This is a genomic window from Pseudomonas sp. 67(2021) (genome assembly GCF_017491835.1).
GTDB classification, from domain to species: Bacteria; Pseudomonadota; Gammaproteobacteria; order Pseudomonadales; family Pseudomonadaceae; genus Aquipseudomonas; species Aquipseudomonas atacamensis.
This window is the reverse complement of record NZ_JAFGYL010000022.1, coordinates 72435-92348: the sequence shown is the minus strand read 5'-3', so window position 1 is coordinate 92348 and position 19914 is coordinate 72435. Positions and strand designations below refer to the sequence as shown.

15 protein-coding genes are annotated in these 19914 nt (G+C 59.7%); 12 read left to right on the top strand and 3 right to left on the bottom strand.

Annotated features, from left to right (window positions below; genetic code table 11):
- The first annotated feature begins 282 nt into the window (after positions 1-282).
- The 8 genes from J5M66_RS22675 (at position 283) to J5M66_RS22640 (ending at position 11052) form a co-directional block, all read left to right on the top strand.
- Positions 283-1908 (top strand): ABC transporter substrate-binding protein, encoded by a 1626-nt coding sequence (locus tag J5M66_RS22675; protein ID WP_016771716.1) that lies wholly within the window; start codon positions 283-285, stop codon positions 1906-1908.
- A 299-nt stretch (positions 1909-2207) separates the two neighbouring features.
- The gene (locus J5M66_RS22670; protein WP_024011591.1) at positions 2208-3806 is read left to right on the top strand and encodes an ABC transporter substrate-binding protein; all 1599 of its coding nucleotides are present in this window, start codon (positions 2208-2210) and stop codon (positions 3804-3806) included.
- Positions 3807-3982: 176 nt separating this feature from the next.
- Positions 3983-5398, top strand: coding sequence for an OprD family porin (locus J5M66_RS22665; RefSeq protein WP_122508211.1), 1416 nt, complete (start codon positions 3983-3985; stop codon positions 5396-5398).
- 77 nt (positions 5399-5475) lie between these two features.
- The gene (locus J5M66_RS22660) at positions 5476-7071 is read left to right on the top strand and encodes an ABC transporter substrate-binding protein (RefSeq protein WP_073473823.1); all 1596 of its coding nucleotides are present in this window, start codon (positions 5476-5478) and stop codon (positions 7069-7071) included.
- A 73-nt stretch (positions 7072-7144) separates the two neighbouring features.
- Positions 7145-8155 (top strand): ABC transporter permease subunit, encoded by a 1011-nt coding sequence (locus tag J5M66_RS22655; RefSeq protein ID WP_016771720.1) that lies wholly within the window; start codon positions 7145-7147, stop codon positions 8153-8155.
- Positions 8156-8166: 11 nt separating this feature from the next.
- A complete protein-coding gene (locus J5M66_RS22650; RefSeq protein WP_016771721.1) occupies positions 8167-9093 on the top strand; it encodes an ABC transporter permease subunit in 927 nt (308 codons plus the stop codon).
- 10 nt (positions 9094-9103) lie between these two features.
- On the top strand, positions 9104-10072 hold the full coding sequence (locus J5M66_RS22645) for an ABC transporter ATP-binding protein (protein ID WP_016771722.1): 969 nt from the start codon (positions 9104-9106) through the stop codon (positions 10070-10072).
- Entirely contained in the window at positions 10072-11052 is a 981-nt protein-coding gene (locus J5M66_RS22640; RefSeq protein ID WP_016771723.1) for a peptide ABC transporter ATP-binding protein, read from the top strand. The genes J5M66_RS22645 and J5M66_RS22640 overlap by 1 nt, the downstream gene beginning before the upstream one ends.
- A 207-nt stretch (positions 11053-11259) precedes the next feature.
- Here J5M66_RS22640 and J5M66_RS22635 read toward each other — a convergent pair whose 3' ends face one another.
- From J5M66_RS22635 to J5M66_RS22625, 3 genes are all read right to left on the bottom strand, one after another.
- Positions 11260-11523: a hypothetical protein gene (locus J5M66_RS22635; RefSeq protein ID WP_071174375.1), complete on the bottom strand. Its 264-nt coding sequence runs from the start codon at positions 11521-11523 to the stop codon at positions 11260-11262.
- Between the two features lie 159 nt (positions 11524-11682).
- Positions 11683-12813, bottom strand: coding sequence for an MFS transporter (locus J5M66_RS22630; protein WP_243433015.1), 1131 nt, complete (start codon positions 12811-12813; stop codon positions 11683-11685).
- 931 nt (positions 12814-13744) lie between these two features.
- Positions 13745-15328 (bottom strand): peptide chain release factor 3, encoded by a 1584-nt coding sequence (locus J5M66_RS22625; RefSeq protein WP_016771727.1) that lies wholly within the window; start codon positions 15326-15328, stop codon positions 13745-13747.
- A gap of 356 nt (positions 15329-15684) precedes the next feature.
- Here J5M66_RS22625 and J5M66_RS22620 point away from each other — a divergent pair, with 356 nt between their 5' ends.
- From J5M66_RS22620 to J5M66_RS22605, 4 genes are all read left to right on the top strand, one after another.
- The gene (locus J5M66_RS22620) at positions 15685-16374 is read left to right on the top strand and encodes an ABC transporter permease (RefSeq protein ID WP_166554532.1); all 690 of its coding nucleotides are present in this window, start codon (positions 15685-15687) and stop codon (positions 16372-16374) included.
- 20 nt (positions 16375-16394) lie between these two features.
- Complete coding sequence (locus tag J5M66_RS22615) at positions 16395-17288, top strand: glycine betaine ABC transporter substrate-binding protein (protein ID WP_016771730.1); 894 nt, start codon at positions 16395-16397, stop codon at positions 17286-17288.
- Positions 17289-17301: 13 nt separating this feature from the next.
- The gene (locus J5M66_RS22610) at positions 17302-17994 is read left to right on the top strand and encodes an ABC transporter permease (protein ID WP_122880550.1); all 693 of its coding nucleotides are present in this window, start codon (positions 17302-17304) and stop codon (positions 17992-17994) included.
- A gap of 222 nt (positions 17995-18216) precedes the next feature.
- Positions 18217-19374, top strand: a complete 1158-nt coding sequence (locus J5M66_RS22605) for an ABC transporter ATP-binding protein (RefSeq protein ID WP_016771732.1) — start codon at positions 18217-18219, stop codon at positions 19372-19374.
- Positions 19375-19914 lie beyond the last annotated feature (540 nt).

The window sequence follows — 19914 nt, the reverse complement described above, 5'->3', positions numbered from 1 at the left end:
CCCCAAGGGTATAAATAAGTAACACCAAGCCCCACCCAAGCGCACAGAACAAGACCGGCGCACCATTTCAGTGCCGCGAATGCACCGCAAAAACCACCCGCAAACGGTCAAATGCGTCAAAAGTTATACGGATGCGACATTAAGGTACGTTCGTGCCACCGTTTAACGCCGCCGACCGCTCTGGATCTTGCATTGGGTATGGGGCCTGCATAAGTATCCGCAGGCACGACTCACGAGGTCGTACCTCACAACTAAAAAATGACAACAAATCATGAGGCCAACATGCTTAAACACGCGGTCATTCCGTTTCTAGTCGGCGCAGGCTTGTTAGCCTCCGCACCTTTCGCCACCGCTGCGACTAACCTGGTGTTCTGCTCCGAAGGGAGCCCGGCCGGTTTTGATCCAGGCCAGTACACCACCGGAACCGACTTCGACGCCTCAGCCGAAACCATGTTCAACCGCCTGACCCAGTTCGAGCGCGGCGGCACCGCCGTGATTCCTGGCCTGGCGACCAAGTGGGACATTTCCGATGATGGCCTGACTTACACCTTCCACCTGCGCGAAGGCGTCAAGTTCCACACCACCCCGTATTTCAAGCCGACTCGTGAATTCAACGCCGACGACGTGCTGTTTACGTTCAACCGCATGATCAACAAGGACGACCCGTTCCGTAAGGCGTACCCGACCGAATTCCCGTACTTCACCGACATGGGGATGGACACCAACATCACCAAGATCGATAAAGTCGACGACCACACCGTCAAGTTCACTCTGAAAGAAGTCGATGCCGCGTTCATCCAGAACATGGCCATGAGCTTCGCGTCCGTGCAGTCCGCCGAATACGCGGCCCAACTGCTCAAGGATGGCAAAGCCGCCGACATCAACCAGAAGCCGATCGGCACCGGCCCGTTCGTGTTCAAGAGCTACCAGAAAGACTCGAACATCCGTTACACCGGCAACAAGGATTACTGGAAACCTGAAGACGTGAAGATCGACAACCTGATCTTCGCCATCACTACCGACCCATCGGTGCGTATCCAGAAGCTGAAGAAGAACGAGTGCCAGGTCACCCTGTTCCCGCGTCCGGCCGATCTGAAAGCGCTGAAAGAAGACAAGTCGCTGAAGATGCCGGATCAGGCCGGCTTCAACCTCGGCTACATCGCTTACAACGTGATGGACAAGGTCAAGGGCAGCAACGAGGCCAACCCACTGGCTGACCTGCGCGTGCGCCAGGCACTGGACATGGCCGTGAACAAGCCGCAGATCATCGATTCGGTTTACCAGGGCGCGGGGCAACTGGCGGTCAACGCCATGCCGCCGACCCAGTGGTCCTACGACACCACCATCAAGGATGCCAAGTACGATCCTGAGAAAGCCAAACAGCTGCTCAAGGAAGCCGGCGTCAAGGAAGGTACCGAGATCGTCCTGTGGGCGATGCCGGTGCAGCGTCCGTACAACCCGAACGCCAAACTGATGGCTGAAATGCTCCAGTCCGACTGGGCCAAGATCGGCTTGAAAGTGAAGATCACCAGCTACGAGTGGGGCGAGTACATCAAGCGCTCCAAAGGTGGCGAGAACCAGGCCATGATCATTGGCTGGAGCGGTGACAATGGTGATCCGGACAACTGGCTCAACGTTCTGTTCGGCTGCGACTCGCTGAGCGGCAACAACTTCTCCAAGTGGTGCGACAAGAAGTTCGACGGCCTGGTGAAAGAAGCCAAACGCACTACCGACCAGGGCAAGCGCACCGAGCTGTACAAACAGGCGCAACACGTCCTCAAAGATGCAGTTCCAATGACACCTATCGCTCACTCGACGGTGTATCAACCCATGCGCGCCAACGTGCAGGATTTCAAGATCAGCCCATTTGGCCTGAATTCCTTCTACGGCGTCAGCGTCAGCAAGTAAGACATTGCAACGGCGGCGTTTCTGACGTCGCCGTTGCTTTATCTACCGGAAAAAAGGAAAAGGCCTACACCCAAATCCGCCGCAGATGATTGCTTCGGTATAGGCGCGTCGACTTTTCCTACGAGCATTAAGGCAATTACGTATTTACTGCCAGAGGCACGGTGCCTACCGTCGCGTACTGACCAGTGTCTGCGTGGGCCACCGGTTTTGCCGTACGTATTGGATTGAGCTCAATGCGACCAGAAAGTCCCGGGATAGGGACCCTGACGCATTGCACAACACTAAAAAGAGGGAGCGTCATGCGCCATACCTTGATTTTTTCCGCACTGTTGGGCGCCGGCCTGTTGGCCGCCACGTCTGCAAGCTACGCCGCCAGCGACAGCCTGGTGTTTTGCTCGGAAGGCAGCCCGGCGGGTTTCGATACCGCGCAATACACGACGGCCACCGACAACGACGCCGCCGAGCCGCTGTACAACCGCCTCGTCGAGTTCGAAAAAGGCGCGACCAATGTCGTACCGGGCCTGGCGACCAAGTGGGACATTTCCGAAGATGGCCTGAAATACACCTTTCACCTGCGTGAAGGCGTGAAATTTCATACAACCCCTTACTTCAAGCCGAGCCGCGATTTCAACGCTGACGATGTCGTGTTCACGTTCACTCGCATGCTCGATGCGCAACAACCGTTCCGCAAGGCCTACCCCACCGAGTTTCCGTACTTCAACGGGATGAGCCTGAACAAGAACATCGCCAAGGTCGAGAAGACCGGGCCGCTGACCGTGGAGTTCACGCTCAACAGCGTCGATGCGGCGTTCATCCAGAACATCGCGATGAGCTTCGCTTCGATTCTGTCTGCCGAATACGCCGACAAGCTGCTCGCCGACGGCAAGCCGAGCGACATCAACCAGAAGCCGATCGGCACCGGGCCGTTCGTATTCAAGAGCTACCAGAAAGACTCGAACATCCGCTATACCGGCAACCCGCAGTACTGGGATCCGAGCCGGGTCAAGCTGAAGAACCTGATTTTTGCGATCAACACCGACGCTTCGGTACGCGTGCAGAAGCTCAAGGCCAACGAGTGCCAGATCACCCTGCACCCGCGCCCTGCCGATGTTGAAGCACTGAAGGCCGACCCGAAACTGCAACTGATTTCCAAGCCGGGCTTCAACCTCGGCTACATCGCCTACAACGTGCGCCACAAGCCATTCGATCAACTGGAAGTGCGTCAGGCGCTGGACATGGCGGTGAATAAACAGGGAATTCTCAACGCTGTTTATCAAGGCGCCGGCCAACTGGCCGTCAACGCCATGCCACCGACACAGTGGTCCTACGACGACACCATCAAGGACGCTGCCTACAACCCGGAAAAAGCCAAGGAACTGCTCAAGGCCGCCGGCGTGAAAGAAGGCACCGAGATCACCCTGTGGGCGATGCCGGTGCAGCGTCCATACAACCCGAACGCCAAACTGATGGCCGAGATGCTCCAGTCCGACTGGGCCAAGATCGGCCTGAAAGTGAAGATCGTCAGCTACGAATGGGGCGAGTACATCAAGCGCACCAAGAACGGCGAGCACGACGTCAGCCTGATCGGCTGGACCGGTGACAACGGGGACCCGGACAACTGGCTGGGCACGCTGTACAGCTGCGACGCCATCGGTGGCAACAACTACTCCATGTGGTGCGATCCGGCGTACGACAAGCTGATCAAACAGGCCAAGGTCGTCACCGACCGCGACCAGCGCACCGTGCTTTATAAACAGGCCCAGCAATTGCTTAAACAGCAAGTGCCGATCACGCCTGTCGCCCACTCGACGGTCAACCAGCCGTTAAGCACCCGGGTCGAAGGGTTCAAAGTCAGCCCGTTCGGCCGCAACGTGTTCTCGGGTGTCAGTATCGATTAAACCAACCGATTAGCCGCAATGCTGAGGGGAGCCGTCTACTCCCCTCACGCAAGCGCTTTGCCTAAATTCGCCAATCCGGCTTATTGCAAACGTTTGCGATGTGTGAACGAGTTCTAAACCAATAACCGGCATACCAAAAAAAGCCGGGATAAAAAGAAAGTAAAGGAGCTTCACCCATGAAACTGAGCAGCACCGCGATACTGGCCCTGGCCATCAGCAGCATCACCGCCACGGCTTATGCGGAAACCCAGAGCCAGGCGTTCACTCCGGTGACCGTCAACGAGAAGAGCGCCCAGGCCGAAGCCACCGGCTTCCTCGAAGGGCAATCGATCAGCGGTTCGACCCGTAACTGGTACGCCAACGAACAACTCAAGCGTGGCGGCAAGTTCGCTTACCGCAAGAATGGCCAGTCCACCGAAACCGATCGCCGGATCAACTGGGTCCAAGGCACGATCATCAAGTACAACTCGGGCTTCACCGAAGGTACTGTCGGCTTCAGCACCGAAGTGGCTGCTTACAACGCGATCGCCCTTGAGCGCGACCGCGAGAACCTCGCCGCAAACAACGGCGGCGCTCCAGGCACTCGCCCAGGCGCAGGCAACAACCGGACCCTGACCCGTGAAGGCGGTGACGCTGTCGGCCAGTGGAGCAAGCTGGGCCTGGCCAACGTCAAGGCGCGCATCTCCAACACCACCCTGACCGCCGGCCGCATGAACTTCAGCAGCCCGCAAGTCGACGTGATCGGTAACCGTCCGCTGCCATCGAGCTTCGAAGGTATCGCGATCCACAGCGAAGAGCTGAACAACCTGGCGTTCGACGTCGCAACCTTCGACCGCGTTTCGCCACGTACCGAAGAAAGCCTGAGCAAGTTCCGCTCCGAATACGGTGACATCAACGCTGAAGCCGATCACGTCAACACCGCCGGTATTTCCTACCAGCCGTTCGCCAGCCTGACCACCAGCCTGTGGGGCACCCAGGCCGAAGACCTGTGGAACCAGTACTACTTCGGCGCTACCCACGTTTTGGGTGACAGCTCGGTACTGAGCCTGACCACCGGTCTGAACTACTACAAGACCGTCGACGAAGGCAAAAAACTGCTCGGCGACATCGACAACGACACCTACTCGCTGTCGTTTGGCCTGACTCATCAGGCCCACACCGTGACGTTCTCGTACCAGGAAGTGAACGGTAACGAGTACTTCGACTACTTGCACGAAACCAACGGTATCTACCTGGCCAACTCCCTGCTCTCGGACTTCAACGGCCCGAACGAGAAGTCCTTCCAGGTTTCCTACGGTCTCAACATGGCTGAGTACGGTGTACCAGGCCTGAAATTCAACATCTACCAGGCACGCGGCTGGGGCATCGACGGCACTCACTACAAGGGTGGCGGCTACGATGGCGTGCAGGCGATGGATGGCGAGCACCACTATGAATACGGCGTAGGTGCAACCTACGCAGTACAGAGCGGCCCGCTCAAGGCCACGACCATTCGCGGCACTTACACCGCTCACCGTGCCAGCGAAAACCAGGCTGACGGCAGCATCAACGAGTTCCGTCTCGTAACCACCATCCCGTTCAACATTCTGTAAAAACGCCAACCGACGGCTGACTCATGATGAGTCGGCCGTTCGGTTTTCTGTCTTCAACCGATTGCAGAGGGTTATCGATGAAAATGCTTCCCCTACGTGCGGCCATCGCGGCTGCGTTGCTGAGTGTCGCCGTTGGCGCCTCGGCCAAACCCTTGGTGGTCTGCACCGAAGCCAGCCCGGAAGGCTTCGATATGGTCCAGTACACAACTGCAGTCACGGCGGACGCTGTGGCCGAAACCATCTTCAACCGCCTGGCCGATTTCAAGCCCGGCACCACTGAAGTGATCCCGGCACTTGCCGAGTCGTGGGACATCAGCGAGGACGGCCTGACCTACACGTTCCACCTGCGCAAAGGCGTCAAGTTTCACACCACCGAATATTTCAAGCCGACCCGCGACATGAACGCCGACGACGTGGTCTGGAGCTTCCAGCGTCAGCTGGACCCGAATCACCCGTGGCACAAACTGTCGAGCGTGGGCTTCCCCTACTTTGAAAGCATGGGCTTCAAGGAACTGCTCAAAAGCGTAGAAAAAGTCGACGACAACACGGTCAAGTTCACCCTGACCCGTCGCGAAGCGCCGTTCCTGGCCGACATCGCCATGGCCTTCTCGTCGATCTACCCGGCCGAATACGCCGACCAGTTGCTCAAGGCCAACAAGACTGGCGATCTGAACAACAAGCCGATCGGTACCGGCCCGTTCATCTTCCAGCGTTACGCCAAGGATGCGCAGGTGCGTTTCAAGGCCAACCCGGATTACTTCCGTGGCAAGCCACCGGCCGACGCGTTGATCCTGGCGATCGCCACCGACAACAACGTGCGCCTGCAAAAGCTCAAGGCCAACGAGTGCCAGATCGCGCTGTATCCGAAACCGGATGACATCCCGAGCATCAAGAAAGACAGCAAGCTGAAAGTCGACGAGCTGGACGCGATGACCGTTTCGTACATCGCCATGAACACCCAGCACAAGTACATGAGCGACGTGCGCGTGCGCAAAGCCATCGACATCGCGTTCGACAAGGAAGCCTACGTCAACGCGCTGTTCGGCAAGGGTAACGCGTCGGTGGCGGTCAACCCGTACCCGCCGACCCTGCTCGGCTACAACCATGATCTGAAAAACCCGCCACGGGACCTGGACAAGGCACGCGCCCTGCTCAAGGAAGCCGGGGTTCCGGAAGGCACCACCTTCACCCTGTTCACCCGTAACGGCGGCGGTCCGACCAACCCCAACCCGATGCTCGGCGCGCAAATGATGCAGGCTGACCTGGCGAAAGTCGGGATCAAGATCGACATCCGCGTGATGGAATGGGGCGAGATGCTCAAGCGCGCCAAGGCCGGCGAGCACGACATGGTCTCGGCCGGATGGGCGGGCGACAACGGCGACCCGGATAACTTCCTGACGCCTATGCTCAGTTGCGAGGCCGCCAAGAACGGCGAAAACTACGCACGCTGGTGCAACGAGAAATTCCAGGCACTGCTGGATGAAGCGCGGGCTAAAGTAGATCCGGCCGAACGCGCCGCGCTCTACGAACAGGCCCAAGTGCTGTTTAATCAGGACCAGCCATGGATAAGCATGGCCCATACTCGGATGTTCACTGCAATGCGCAACAATGTAGAGGGCTACCACATCAGCCCTCTCACCACTAATAACTTCGCCACCACCCAGGTGAAGTAGATAAGAAACGCCCGGCGTCCCTTACCTGAGGGACGCCGGACACGCCTAACCGGCTGATGAGGTACCACACAAGATGTTTAGTTTTATTGCCCGCCGACTGGGGTTGTTGATCCCCACGTTTTTCGGCATCACCTTGCTGACTTTCGCGTTGATTCGCATGATTCCGGGCGACCCCGTGGAAGTGATGATGGGCGAACGTCGGGTCGACCCCGAAATGCACGCTCAGGCAATGGAACGCCTGGGGCTGAACAAGCCGCTGTATGCCCAGTATCTGGACTACATCGGCAAACTGGCCCAGGGCGATCTCGGTGAGTCGTTGCGTACCCGTGAAAGCGTGTGGACCGAGTTCACCTCTCTTTTCCCGGCGACCCTGGAACTGTCCATGGCCGCCCTGCTGTTCGCTGGCATCCTCGGGCTTCTGGCCGGAGTGATCGCGGCACTCAAACGAGGATCGCTGTTCGACCACGGGGTGATGGGCATCTCCCTCGCGGGCTATTCGATGCCGATCTTCTGGTGGGGCCTGATCCTGATCATGTTCTTCTCGGTGAGCCTGGGCTGGACCCCGGTGTCCGGGCGCATCGACCTGCTGTATGACATCGAGCCGAAAACCGGCTTCATGCTGATCGACACGCTGCTGGCCGATGACGTCGGCGCGTTCTTCGACGCCCTGCATCACCTGATCCTGCCGGCGATCGTGCTCGGCACCATTCCGCTGGCGGTAATCGCGCGGATGACCCGTTCGTCGATGCTCGAAGTGCTGCGCGAAGACTACATCCGCACGGCCAAGGCCAAAGGCCTGTCGCCGTCGCGCGTGGTGTTCGTGCATGGTCTGCGCAACGCACTGATTCCGGTGCTGACGGTTGTAGGTCTGCAAGTCGGTACTTTGCTGGCCGGTGCGGTCCTGACCGAAACCATCTTCTCCTGGCCCGGCATCGGTAAATGGCTGATCGAAGCCATCGGCGCCCGGGACTATCCGGTGGTGCAAAACGGCATCCTGTTAATCGCCTGCCTGGTGATTCTGGTCAACTTCGTGGTGGACATCCTCTACGGCTTTGCCAACCCACGCATCCGTCATCAGCGCTGAGGTCAATACCCATGAGCACTCCAACATCCTCAGTAGCCACCGCCACGTCCGCCGTGGATCAAAGCCTGCTGTACCCGTCGCCGTACAAAGAATTCTGGCAAGCGTTCTCGAAGAACAAGGGCGCCGTTGCCGGCCTGCTGTTCATGCTGCTGATCATCTTCTGCGCGATCTTCGCGCCGTGGGTCGCGCCGCATAATCCGAGCGAGCAATACCGTGACTTCCTGCTGACGCCGCCGGCGTGGCTCGAAGGCGGGCAGATGCAGTTCCTGCTCGGCACCGATGAACTCGGCCGTGACCTGCTGTCGCGTCTGATCCAGGGTTCGCGCCTGTCGTTGCTGATCGGCTTGTCGTCGGTGGTGATGTCGTTGATTCCGGGGATCCTGCTGGGTCTGTTCGCCGGTTTCTTCCCGAAAGTGGTCGGCCCGACCATCATGCGTCTGATGGACATCATGCTGGCCCTGCCATCGCTGCTGCTGGCCGTGGCGATCGTCGCCATCCTCGGCCCTGGCCTGATCAACACCGTGATCGCGATTGCTGTGGTTTCCCTGCCGTCCTACGTGCGTCTGACCCGTGCCGCCGTCATGGGCGAACTGAACCGCGACTACGTCACCGCCGCGCGTCTGGCCGGTGCCGGTCTGCCGCGTCTGATGTTCATCACCGTGCTGCCCAACTGCATGGCGCCGCTGATCGTGCAGGCAACCCTGAGCTTCTCTTCGGCGATTCTCGATGCCGCTGCACTGGGCTTCCTCGGCCTCGGCGTACAACCGCCTACCCCTGAGTGGGGCACCATGCTGGCCTCGGCCCGCGACTACATCGAACGCGCCTGGTGGGTGGTAAGTCTGCCTGGCCTGACCATTTTGCTCAGCGTGCTGGCAATCAACTTGATGGGCGACGGCCTGCGCGATGCGCTGGACCCGAAACTCAAGAACGCCGCCTGAGGAGATTCAAATGTCACTGCTAGAAATCAAGAATCTCAACGTCCGCTTCGGCGACAAGACCGCGACCCCGGTGGTCGACGGCCTCGACCTGAAAGTCGACAAAGGCGAAGTGCTGGCCATCGTTGGCGAGTCGGGTTCGGGTAAATCCGTGACCATGATGGCGCTGATGGGCCTGATCGAGCATCCCGGCATCGTCACCGCCGACTCGCTCAGCTTCGACGGCAAGGACATGCTCAAGCTGAGCAATCGTCAGCGTCGGCAGATCGTCGGCAAAGACCTGTCGATGGTCTTCCAGGACCCGATGACCGCGCTGAACCCGAGCTACACCGTCGGTTTCCAGATCGAGGAAGTGCTGCGCCTGCACCTGAAAATGTCCGGCAAGCAAGCGCGCAAGCGTGCCATCGAACTGCTGGAAAAAGTCGAGATCCCGGGCGCCGCCAGCCGCATGGACGCCTACCCGCATCAACTGTCTGGCGGTATGAGCCAGCGCGTCGCGATCGCCATGGCGATTGCCGGCGAGCCGAAACTGTTGATCGCCGACGAACCGACCACCGCGCTGGACGTGACGATTCAGGCGCAGATCATGGATCTGCTGCTGGCGTTGCAGAAAGAGCAGAACATGGGCCTGGTGCTGATCACCCACGACCTCGCGGTCGTGGCGGAAACCGCCCAGCGCGTCTGCGTGATGTACGCCGGTCAAGCTGTGGAAGTCGGTCAGGTGCCGCAACTGTTCGACATCCCGGCGCACCCGTACAGCGAAGCGCTGCTCAAGGCGATTCCCGAGCACAGCCTCGGCGCCTCACGTCTGTCGACTCTGCCGGGCATCGTCCCGGGCCGTTATGACCGTCCGCAGGGTTGCCTGCTGTCGCCGCGCTGCCCGTACGTGCAGGACAACTGCCGCACCCAGCGTCCGGGCCTTGATCCGAAAGCCAACAGCCTCGCCCGCTGCTTCTACCCGCTGAACCAGGAGGTGGCGTAATGGCCGTCGTACTTACCGCCCGCGACCTGACCCGTCACTACGAAGTCTCCCGTGGCCTGTTCAAGGGCCACGCCACCGTGCGCGCGCTCAACGGCGTGTCTTTCGAACTGGAAGCCGGCAAGACTCTTGCCGTGGTAGGCGAATCCGGCTGTGGCAAATCCACTCTCGCCCGCGCCCTGACGCTGATCGAAGAGCCGTCGTCGGGCTCGCTGCAGATCGCCGGTCAGGAAGTTGCCGGCGCCGACAAGGCCGAGCGCAAGCAACTGCGCAAAGACGTGCAGATGGTGTTTCAGAGCCCGTACGCGTCGTTGAACCCACGGCAGAAAATCGGTGATCAACTGGCCGAGCCGCTGCTGATCAACACCAAGCTGTCGGCCACTGAGCGTCGCGAGAAAGTCCAGGCGATGATGAAGCAGGTCGGCTTGCGCCCTGAGCATTACCAGCGCTATCCGCACATGTTCTCCGGCGGTCAGCGTCAGCGTATCGCCCTGGCGCGGGCGATGATGCTGCAACCGAAAGTGCTGGTGGCGGACGAACCGACTTCGGCGCTGGACGTGTCGATTCAGGCCCAGGTGCTCAACCTGTTCATGGATCTGCAGCAGGAGTTCAACACCGCCTACGTGTTCATCTCGCACAACCTCGCGGTGGTGCAGCACGTGGCCGATGACGTGATGGTGATGTACCTCGGCCGCCCGGTGGAACTGGGACCGAAAAACGACATCTACGAGCGCCCGCTGCATCCGTACACCCAAGCGCTGCTGTCGGCGACCCCGACGATTCACCCGGACCCGAACAAGCCGAAAATCAAGATCGTCGGCGAACTGCCCAACCCGCTGAACCCGCCACCGGGCTGTGCTTTCCACAAGCGCTGCCCGTACGCGACCGAACGTTGCACCACGGAAGAACCGCTGTTGCGCGAACTGGATAATCGGCAGGTGGCTTGCCACTACGCCGAGCAGTTCCTCGACGGCGCGGCGTAGGCCCACGAAATATCTCATGTGGGAGCGAGCCTGCTCGCGAATGCGGTGTAACAGTCACCAACATTGTCGACTGAAATGACGCTTTCGCGAGCAGGCTCGCTCCCACAGTGAGTTCGTGTTGATTCAAGAATTCATGCGATAACAAAACCCCTTCCACCTCGATTGCGCATCAGTCGAGGCCGAAGGGGTTTTTCTTTGCCCGGCGATCTATGTCTGGCTATCGCCTTCGTCATCCGGGTCATCGGTATCCGGATCGTCCGTGGTCGAGTCGTCGTCATCAGCGCTGCCACCCTGATTCATATCCCCCGGTTCCGACTCGGACTTGGCCAGCATCAGGCCGCTATGCCCTACCTGGCCGTTAAACGCCTGAGATTCGTGATCCTCGCACTCGGCCCACGCCGTTGCGGTGCCGAGGGACAGCATCACCATCACTTTCAACAACATCAAAACCCGTAGCAATCTGCTTTTCATGGCCGACTCCATCCTGTTGCGCTAAGACATGCTTGCCGGATTGGCTCGATGTGAAATCTAGTTGCGATCCGACCGGCTCACCACTTAGGACGCGACCGCGCAGGCAGAAATGCCATCGACCGCCAGATTGCTTTCGAATAACCCTGATAACCGAATCAGCTAAGCGCCGCGCGTGGCCTGCCAGGTCAGTGGAATGGAGATCAGCACCAGCAGTGCGCTCATCAGCCAGACACTGTGCCCGCCAAACTGGCCATACAGCTGACCGCTGAGCACCGGCGACAACAGCGCGCTGGCACTCCAACTCATGAAGAACAAGCCGAAGTACTGACCGCTCTTGCCGCTCTGGGCAAACTGCATCGCCAGTACATTCAACGGCGGCATGAACAAGGCCTCGCCCAGCGTCCAGATCAGTGTCGACAGACAGACAAAAGCCAAGCCGGAACCGAACGGCAACATGCCCAATCCGCAGGCCAACAGCACACTGCCGACGATCATTTGCCAACGCGAGCCCCAGCGTTCCACCGAGTGCGACAGCGGGATCTGCAGCGCGATCACCAACAGCGCATTGAGCCCGAACTGCCAACCGATCGCTTCGGTGCTCAGGTGGTAGTAATCACGCAGATAATTGCCCAGCGTGCTGTAGACCGTGTCGAACGCAATGCCGAGCACGGCCGTCGCCGCCAGCAGCCAGAGGAACGGCTTGTCGCGATACGGCAGGCTTGAGCCATCGGTCGATTCGTCTTCAACCACCAGCACCGGCCGCCGCCACGTCGTGCGCACGAACCACAGCAACGCCAGCATCGTCATCGCCGCACTGGCAAAAAACACCCAACGAAAATCCGCCTGCGCCAACACCCCGCCCGCAACTCCGGCAGCGGCCATGCCCAGATTACGCGCGACCCGACTCAGAGCCTGCGCACGGGAACGTTGCGCGACTTCGCAATACTCCATGATCAGCCGCTGATGCAACGTCCGAATCGCCCCGTCGATCACACCGCTGAGCAACAGCAAAGCGGCCAGCCACGGCACCTGCGTCACCAGCCCCAACAGCATCAGCACCCACACCGATACGAAAAACAACGCCGCTGTCAGCCGCGCCGTGCGCACATGATCACTGAGCCAGCCGCCGAGCATCGAACCGACCAGCAACCCGGCGCCATAGGCTGAAAGCAACCAACCCACGGTTTCAATCGCCAGGCCCAGCTCCTGACGCAGGTACAGCGCCATGAACAGCTTGACCATGGCGCTGAGGCGATTGATGAACAACAGAGCCGCGAGGACCCAGGCCATGGGGGTGAAATAGCCTTTAAGAAGCAACAGGGGATTCAGCCGACTCGTCACTCCATTGACCTCTTCGAACGACTTGCAGGGACTGGAACACTACCGGTCAGCATGGCGGTTGTCGCATACCAGCACATCCAAAACACGGAAAAAAGGATCCGCCCTACAACACGCTGTAGGAAATGTCGCAGGCTGAGAACTTTTGACCTTGCTTTTCAGGCTCGCAGTCTTCAACAACCGAATTGGATTGAGTGCATCAAACAGAAAATCGTCGGCTCGCAGATTGCCTTCGCGAGCAGGCTCGCTCCCACAATTGGATTGGGGACGACCTCAAGAAACAGGCAGACTGTCAGGCCGCCTTCGCGAGCAGGCTCACTCCTACAATTTGACCGCGTACCTCCTCAGAAACAGGCCGGCAGTCAGGCCGCCATCGCGAGCAGGCTCGCTCCCACAAAAAAGCAAAGCAGCGCAGCTGCCCGCGGCAAAGCCGCCCCACTCAACAATGAGCGCAAGCTCGAGTGCTTTTGATCTTGCTGTTGATCCACCGGCGACGTCGGAAGGCTGAGTGGAGGGATTGATCCGGGCGTGGGAGCGCAGCGACCGTTCGACGAAGTCGAACACAGCGGAAGGAGGTGCAGCGAAGCAAACCGTAGCCGCTGCGCCCGGATCGATCCCGGAGCGAAGGAACCCGAGCCTGCGAGGGCCGAACGTAGGAGCAAGCCTTTTCGGTTACCTTTTTGCTGGGCCGGCACTCCGGCGTTTGAAAAAGGTGACTCGCCGTAAGGGCGAAACCGCCAGCCGCAGCACCCGCAGCAACGGATATTCACCCAAAACCCCAACAGCCTGGTCGGCCCAACGGCCGCCAAGACCAAAACCGGCAGCCCATAAAAAAGCCCCCAAGGCCTACACCTCAGGGGCTTTCAGAAAAACACCTCAAACCTTAATGATGCTCCCGCGTCGCGCGGAACTTCACATCCGGCCAGCGCTCTTCCATCAACGCCAGATTCACCCGCGTCGGCGCCAGGTAAGTCAGGTGACCACCGCCATCCAGCGCGAGGTTCTCCACCGCCTTGTTGGAAAATTCCTCAAGCTTCTTCTTGTCGTCACACTCGATCCAGCGCGCCGAATACACGGTGATCGGCTCATACGAGCACTCGACCTTGTATTCCTCTTTCAAACGGCTGGCGACCACATCGAACTGCAGCACACCGACGGCGCCGAGAATGATGTCGTTGCTGCGCTCGGGGAAGAACACCTGCGTCGCGCCCTCTTCCGCCAACTGCTGCAAGCCCTGACGCAACTGCTTGGATTTCAGCGGATCACGCAGACGCACGCGACGGAACAGTTCCGGGGCGAAGTGCGGAATACCGGTGAAACCGAGGACTTCGCCTTCGCTGAAGGTGTCGCCAATCTGGATCGTGCCGTGGTTGTGCAGACCGATGATGTCTCCAGCGTACGCCTCTTCCAGTTGCTCACGCTCGGAGGAGAAGAACGTCAGGGCGTCGCCGATGCGCACGTCCTTGCCGGTACGCACGTGGCGCATCTTCATGCCTTTTTCGTACTTGCCCGAGCAGATACGCATGAAGGCGATGCGGTCGCGGTGTTTCGGGTCCATGTTCGCCTGGATCTTGAAGATGAAGCCCGAGAACTTCTCTTCGACCGGCTCGACGGTGCGCTCGTTGGCCACACGGGCCAGCGGACGCGGCGCCCAATCGACGACAGCATCGAGCACGTGGTCGACACCGAAGTTGCCCAGTGCAGTACCGAAGAACACCGGGGTCAGTTGGCCGTCGAGGAATTCCTGCTGGTTGAATTCGTGACAGGCGCCCTGCACCAGTTCCAGCTGCTCGATGAAACGCTCGTACTCGTCGCCCAAGTGCGCGCGCGCCTCGTCGGAGTCGAGTTTCTCGATGATCTTGGTTTCGGTGCGCTCGTGACCGTGACCGGCGGTGTAGACGATGATGTAGTCGTCGGCCAGGTGATACACGCCCTTGAAATCCCGGTAGCAACCGATCGGCCAGGTGATCGGCGCAGCCTTGATCTTCAGAACGGCTTCGATCTCGTCGAGCAGTTCGATCGGGTCGCGGATGTCACGGTCGAGCTTGTTGATGAAGCTGACGATCGGCGTGTCACGCAGACGGCAGACGTCCATCAGCGCAATGGTCCGAGGCTCAACACCCTTACCGCCGTCGAGCACCATCAATGCCGAGTCCACCGCTGTCAGGGTGCGGTAGGTGTCTTCGGAGAAGTCTTCGTGGCCCGGAGTGTCGAGCAGGTTGATCATGTGTTCGCGATAGGGGAACTGCATGACCGACGTGGTAATGGAAATACCCCGCTGTTTCTCCATCTCCATCCAGTCGGATGTCGCATGGCGATCGGATTTACGGGATTTCACCGTACCGGCCACGGCAATCGCCTTGCCCATCAACAGGAGCTTTTCGGTGATCGTGGTTTTACCGGCATCGGGGTGGGAAATAATGGCGAAAGTGCGGCGTTTCGCGACTTCGGCGGCCTGTTGGGTCATGGGAAATCGCCTGGCGGTGATTCAAAAAAGGGCCGCGATTATAGCCCAACTCAGCACAATAACCGAACCGTTGAGCACATTAAGGGTGGCCAAATGCTGCCTCAGATGGGAACCTTTTAAAGCACGGAGACGTCCATCCCCTGTTACGAACTTTCGTCAGGGGCTGAAAATCAGCAAGTTAGCCTGACGAGGCTGCGCTCATGGCTCGCTTTCGCACCGCTTGGCCGGTGCTGGAAAACGGCTACTTTTCGCGAACGCTGACTCCGGCAGCCAGGAATGGCTTGCCACGCGGAGCAGCGCTCGCCGACTACAAAAAAAGGAGTCCGCCTGTGGCTATCCGCTATGGCAAAGGGCTGATGGGAGGTGCGGTGGTGATCGCGCTCCTGGCCCTGCTGGTCCACTGGATCGGCATCAACACGATCGAACACTACCGCGACGATTTGTTGTTTTACCTGCAAGCTCATCTGATTCTCGTCCTCGCTTCAATGCTGGCCGCCCTTGTCGTGGGCATTCCCGCCGGTATCTTCCTCAGCCGCCCGAGCATGGTCGGCCGCGCCGAACGCTTCATGCAGATCTTCAATATCGGCAATACTGTGCCACCGCTGGCCGTGCTCGCGATTGCGCTGGGCATCCTCGGCATCGGCAGCGGGCCGGCGATCTTCGCCCTGTTCCTCGCCTCGCTGTTGCCGATCGTGCGCAACACCTATGAAGGCCTGAAAAATGTGCAGGGCTCGCTGAAGGAAGCCGCTGTCGGCATCGGCATGACCCCGCGCCAAGTGTTGTGGAAAGTCGAATTGCCCAACGCCGTGCCGATCATCGTCGGTGGCGTGCGGGTCGCACTGGCAATCAACGTCGGCACCGCGCCGCTGGCGTTCCTGATCGGCGCCAACAGCCTCGGCAGCCTGATCTTCCCCGGCATCGCCCTGAACAACCAGCCGCAACTGCTGCTCGGCGCCGCGTGCACCGCGCTGTTGGCGCTGTTGCTCGATGGCGTGGTCACCCTCGCCAGCCGTCTCTGGCTGGAACGCGGTCTGCGCCCGTCTTAAGGCTTTGCGAAGGAATATTTATGAAACGACTTAGCTTGATCTTAGGCTGCGTCCTGCTGTTCGCAGGAATCGCGCAAGCCGCTGAAAAACCGGTCATCCGCCTCGGCGCCCGGGTCTTCACAGAGCAGACCCTGCTCGCCGAAATCACCGCGCAATACCTGCGCAGCAAAGGCTACGACGCGCAGATCACCGGCGGTCTGGGCAGCAACCTCGCCCGCAGCGCCCACGAAAGTGGCCAGTTGGACCTGCTCTGGGAATACACCGGCGTGTCGCTGGTGGCCTACAACCACGTCACCGAGAAACTCGACAGCGCGCAATCCTACGCCCGGGTCAAAGAACTCGACGCGAAAAAAGGCCTGGTCTGGCTGACGCCGTCGAAATTCAGCAACACCTATGCCCTCGCTTTGCCGAAAAAAGTCGCCGAGCAATACCCGCAGATCGGCAATATCAGCCAGCTCAACGAAGTGCTGCGCGCCGAGGCCAAGACCAACCATCTGGTGGCGCTGGATACCGAGTTCGCCAACCGCTCCGACGGTCTCGACGGCATGGTCAAGCTCTACGACATGAACCTGACCCGCAAGAACATCCGCCAGATGGACGCCGGCCTGGTCTACACCGCGCTGCGTAACGGTCAGGTGTTTGCCGGTCTGGTCTACACCACAGACGGCCGTCTCAACGCCTTCGGCCTGAAATTGCTGGAAGACGACAAGCATTACTTCCCCGACTACACCGCCGCTCCCGTGGTGCGTCAGGCCACGCTGGACGCCAACCCGAAACTGGCCGAACAACTCAAGCCGCTGGCCGAACTGTTCGACGACGAAACCATGCGCCAGCTCAACGCGCGGGTCGACGTCGACCACGAGAGCCCATCGTCCGTCGCCGCCGATTTCCTGCGCCAGCACCCACTGAATTAAGAGAGGAGAAGTCATGGAATTTCTGAACGCCTTTTCCCATCTCGACTGGCAGCAGGTGATGCACCTGACCTGGCAGCACATCACTCTGGTCGGCATCGCCGTGACCCTGGCGATCGTCATTGGCGTGCCGCTGGGCATCCTGATGACGCGTTTTCCCACCCTGGCCGGCCCGCTGCAGGCCAGCGCGACGGTGCTGCTGACCGTGCCGTCGATTGCCCTGTTCGGTCTGCTGCTGCCGTTCTACTCCAAGTTCGGCCAGGGCCTGGGGCCGCTGCCGGCGATCACTGCCGTGTTCCTCTATTCGCTGCTGCCGATCATGCGCAACACCTACCTCGCCCTCACCGGCGTCGAGCCGGGCATCCGCGAAGCTGCGCGCGGCATCGGCATGACCTTCGGCCAGCGCCTGCGCATGGTTGAACTGCCGATCGCGGTGCCGGTGATTCTTGCCGGCGTGCGCACCGCCGTGGTGATGAACATCGGCGTGATGACCATCGCCGCGACCATCGGCGCCGGCGGCCTCGGTGTGTTGATCCTCGCCTCCATCAGCCGCAGTGACATGTCGATGCTTATCGTCGGCGCGCTGCTGGTCAGTCTTCTGGCGATTTTCGCCGACCTGTTTCTCCAATGGCTGCAACGCTCGTTGACCAGTAGGGGGTGTTCGCCGCAAATGGCGGGCGCGCCGCCGCCCCACAAAGCGCAAGACTAGGCGCGAGGAGAGAGATTTGGTTTCTTCAAATGAACGACGAGTAACGACGTATTGCGCTTTGTGGGGCGCGGCCCTCCGGGTTGGAGCTGTGATGCCACCGGGCTGCGTTGTGGGACTTGAAAAGGAAACGACATTTCCTGCGTCCCACGCCTTGCCCGGTGGCATCACAGATCCAACGCGCCCGCCATTTGCGGCGAACACCCCCTACACAGGACTCCTCAAATGATCGAACTTCAAAACCTCAGCAAAACTTTCCAAAGCAACGGCAAAGATGTCAAAGCCGTGGACTCGGTAAGCCTGACCGTCAATGAAGGCGAGATCTGCGTGTTCCTCGGGCCATCGGGTTGCGGCAAAAGCACCACGCTGAAAATGATCAACCGCCTGATCAAACCGACCTCGGGCAAGATCCTCATCAACGGCGAAGACACCACCGATCTCGACGAGGTGACCCTGCGCCGCAACATCGGCTACGTGATTCAGCAGATCGGTCTGTTCCCGAACATGACCATCGAAGAGAACATCGTCGTGGTGCCGAAACTGCTCGGCTGGGACAAACAGAAATGCCACGACCGCGCCCGCGAACTGATGAGCATGATCAAGCTTGAGCCCAAGCAGTATCTGCATCGGTATCCGCGTGAATTGTCCGGCGGTCAGCAACAGCGTATCGGCGTGATTCGTGCGCTTGCGGCTGACGCCCCACTGTTGTTGATGGACGAGCCGTTCGGCGCGGTCGACCCGATCAACCGCGAGATGATCCAGAACGAATTCTTCGAGATGCAGCGCGCGCTGAACAAGACCGTGATCATGGTCAGCCACGACATCGACGAAGCGATCAAGCTGGGCGACAAGATCGCTATCTTCCGCGCCGGCAAGCTGCTGCAGATCGACCATCCGGACACCCTGCTGGCGCATCCGGCGGATGATTTCGTCAGCAACTTCGTCGGCCAGGACAGCACGCTCAAACGCCTGCTGTTGGTGAAGGCCGAAGACGCGGCGGACAACGCGCCGTCGGTGAGCCCGGAAACGCCAGTGGCCGATGCGCTGGAATTGATGGACGAGCACGACCGCCGTTATGTCGTGGTTACTTGCGCAGAGAACAAGGCGCTGGGTTACGTGCGCCGTCGCGACCTGCATCGCCAGACCGGCACCTGCGCGCAATTCCTGCGTGAGTTCAACGCCACCGCAGCGTACGACGAGCACCTGCGCATCCTGTTGTCGCGCATGTACGAGTTCAACCGCGCCTGGCTGCCGGTGATGGATGCCGAACGGGTATTCCTCGGGGAAGTGACGCAGGAGTCGATTGCGGCATACCTCAGCTCGGGACGTTCGCGGGGGATGAAGACCAGTATCGTCTCGCCGGCTGAGACGGTGGTCGCATAATCCGTCTGCGTGGTTGAAACCCGATCCCTGTGGGAGCGAGCCTGCTCGCGAAAGCGCAATATCAGTCGACGCTGATGGCGGCTGTGAAAATGCCTTCGCGAACAGGCTCGCTCCCACAGGATCTGCGTGATTTTGTTGATCTTTACAAGGTGACAAAGAATCTCAACAGCCTCTCCTGCAAGCGCGCCGTCAATTCAGCTTCTTCGAGGTCCAAATCCCGCTTCAAAACCCTCTCTCGACGCCAACGTCGCCGATGTTGCCGCCATCACACTTACCCGCGATCTAGCCGACAAAAGCCCCGAACGTGCAGATATGTTTAACACTTGAAAATTCACCGGGAACATCTGCCCGTCATCTCGGTCGGGTAGAAGGAGTGATGAACGCGACGCACGTCAGAAGCGTGCAAAAACGCGACATTTTTAGTTGATCTCGCGCCCCTCACGCCCTAAAGTTCGCGCCGAACGTCCATGCTGGAAACGATCCATCCGGCTCAAGTACTGACGACGAGACAGCAAGGCCAAGGGATAACTGCACATCTCT